The 1734-nt window shown below is 71.2% G+C and carries 2 protein-coding genes; both read right to left on the reverse strand.

Annotated features, from left to right (window positions below):
- Positions 1–358: ATP-binding protein (locus tag ACFY2Z_RS41645; protein WP_390749195.1), on the reverse strand; the 358-nt coding region annotated here is incomplete at its 3' end.
- Positions 358–1626 (reverse strand): IS21 family transposase, encoded by a 1269-nt coding sequence (istA, locus tag ACFY2Z_RS41650; protein WP_390749196.1) that lies wholly within the window; start codon positions 1624–1626, stop codon positions 358–360. The genes ACFY2Z_RS41645 and istA, both read right to left, overlap by 1 nt.
- Between the last annotated feature and the right edge of the window lie 108 nt (positions 1627–1734).

The raw sequence follows: 1734 nt of genomic DNA on the forward strand, positions 1-1734 counted from the left end.
CCGCGTTCTCCTTCGCGGCGATGAAGTCGAGGGTGCCGAGGTGGGCGAGCTGTTGGCGTGTCATGCCCCGCAGGTGCGCGAGGTCGAGTTCCTCGATGGTCTTGATCGCGGGGAAGCGGGCCTGCCGGATGCGTTGCTCGCCGCCGTGGCTGTCGCGGGCCGAGACCTCGCGCTGCAGGCAGGCGACGAGGTATTCGAGGTGGCTCCAGGACTCGGCCTGGGCGCGTTCGGCGAGCCGCTCGGCGGCATCCAGCAGGGCGGGCGCCTTCATCGCGCGGGCGAGGAAGGCCAGGTCAGCTGTGGTCTGACGGGTGGTGCGGGTCGCCGGACTCTTGGTGGGGGTCGTGGTGGTGGGCATCAGGTGTCCTCCTTTCCGGCACCGCCCTCGATGAGGGTGAAGAGGCGGTCGTAGGAGCCGAGCTGGCGCTGTTCGACCTCGACGCCCAGGTCGTCCGGGGCAAGGCCGGCCAGGCCTCGGGCCCGGGCGTGTGAGGCCCGCTGACGGATCGCCTGGCCGCGCAGGATCTCGGCCGCGGCGGCGTGCTCGGGGTCGGTGATGGTCTGGTGGCGGGCCCAGCAGCGGCTGTGGTGGGCGACGGTCTCGCCCGCGCGGGTGGTGGCGACGATCTCCTCCGTGTCCGCGCGGACGGTGATCTGCCGGCCGATCGCGCGCGGGTGGACGGAGTAGTCGCAGGTGTCGACGCGGATGTAGTGGTCGCGGCCCAGGCGGGTGTGCAGGGGCCACCAGTTCGGTGGGGCGACCGGCGGCAGGCCGAGCATCGCCGACCTGTCGGCCTCCCAGCGTTCAAGGGGCCGGCAGCCGATCGTGCGGTGGTGCCTGCGGTTGGCGACCTGCAGCCATCCGGCCAGCTGGGTGTTGAAGTCGCCCGGCCCGGCGAAGGTGCGGCCGGGCAGGAAGCTGGTCTCCAGGTAGCCGTTCGCCCGTTCTACCAAGCCTTTGGCTTCCGGGTCGCGGGGCCGGCACAGATGGATCCGGATCGCGAGCAGGCCCGCGAACGCCGCGAACTCGGACGTCAGCTTGCCCTGGCCCACCCCGGGTTCGTTGTCCCAGACCAGCATCTTCGGGACGGCCTGCCAGCCGGTCAGCAGCCGCCAGTGCCCGTCGATGAGGTCAGCGGTGGTCCGCGACGGCAGCATCCGGGCCGTGATCATCCTCGAGTAGCCCGACACCATGACCAGGACCGGAGGCCGTCCCGTCTGCCCGTAGCCCAGCGGGATGTCCGTCGGCGGGAACCACAGGTCGCACTGGGCGAGCTCGCCGGGTGAGTAGACCGTGCGCGAGACCGGGTCGACCGGCAGGTAGGCGGGCCGCAGCTCGCGCACCCGCTCCTTGAGGATGGTCAGGCCGCGGTCCCAGCCGATCCGCTCGGCGATCACCGTGGCCGGCATCGTCGGACTCTGCTTCAACAGCTCGCGGATGGCGGGCTCGACCGCATCAACCGCCGAGCCCTTCAGCGGGCGCTGGTAGACCGGCGGCCGGTCCGAAGCCAGGGCCCGCAGCACGGTGCCCCTGGAAATCCCCAACCGCCGAGCCACCGCCCGCGCCGACAGGCCCTCGGCCCGGTGCAGCCGCCGGATCTCAGCCCAGTCCTCCACGCCGATCACCTCTTCCCTCCTGACTCCCGTACCAGTGAAGTCAGGATGATTAAGAGATCACGCAGTGGCCCGCTTTTGATCCGCCGTCCGTGGCCCTCATTTCACCCGTCGACGACA

Origin of the sequence: Streptomyces sp. NPDC001222 (assembly GCF_042896945.1) — a bacterium.
Taxonomy (GTDB): domain Bacteria; phylum Actinomycetota; class Actinomycetes; order Streptomycetales; family Streptomycetaceae; genus Streptomyces; species Streptomyces gibsoniae.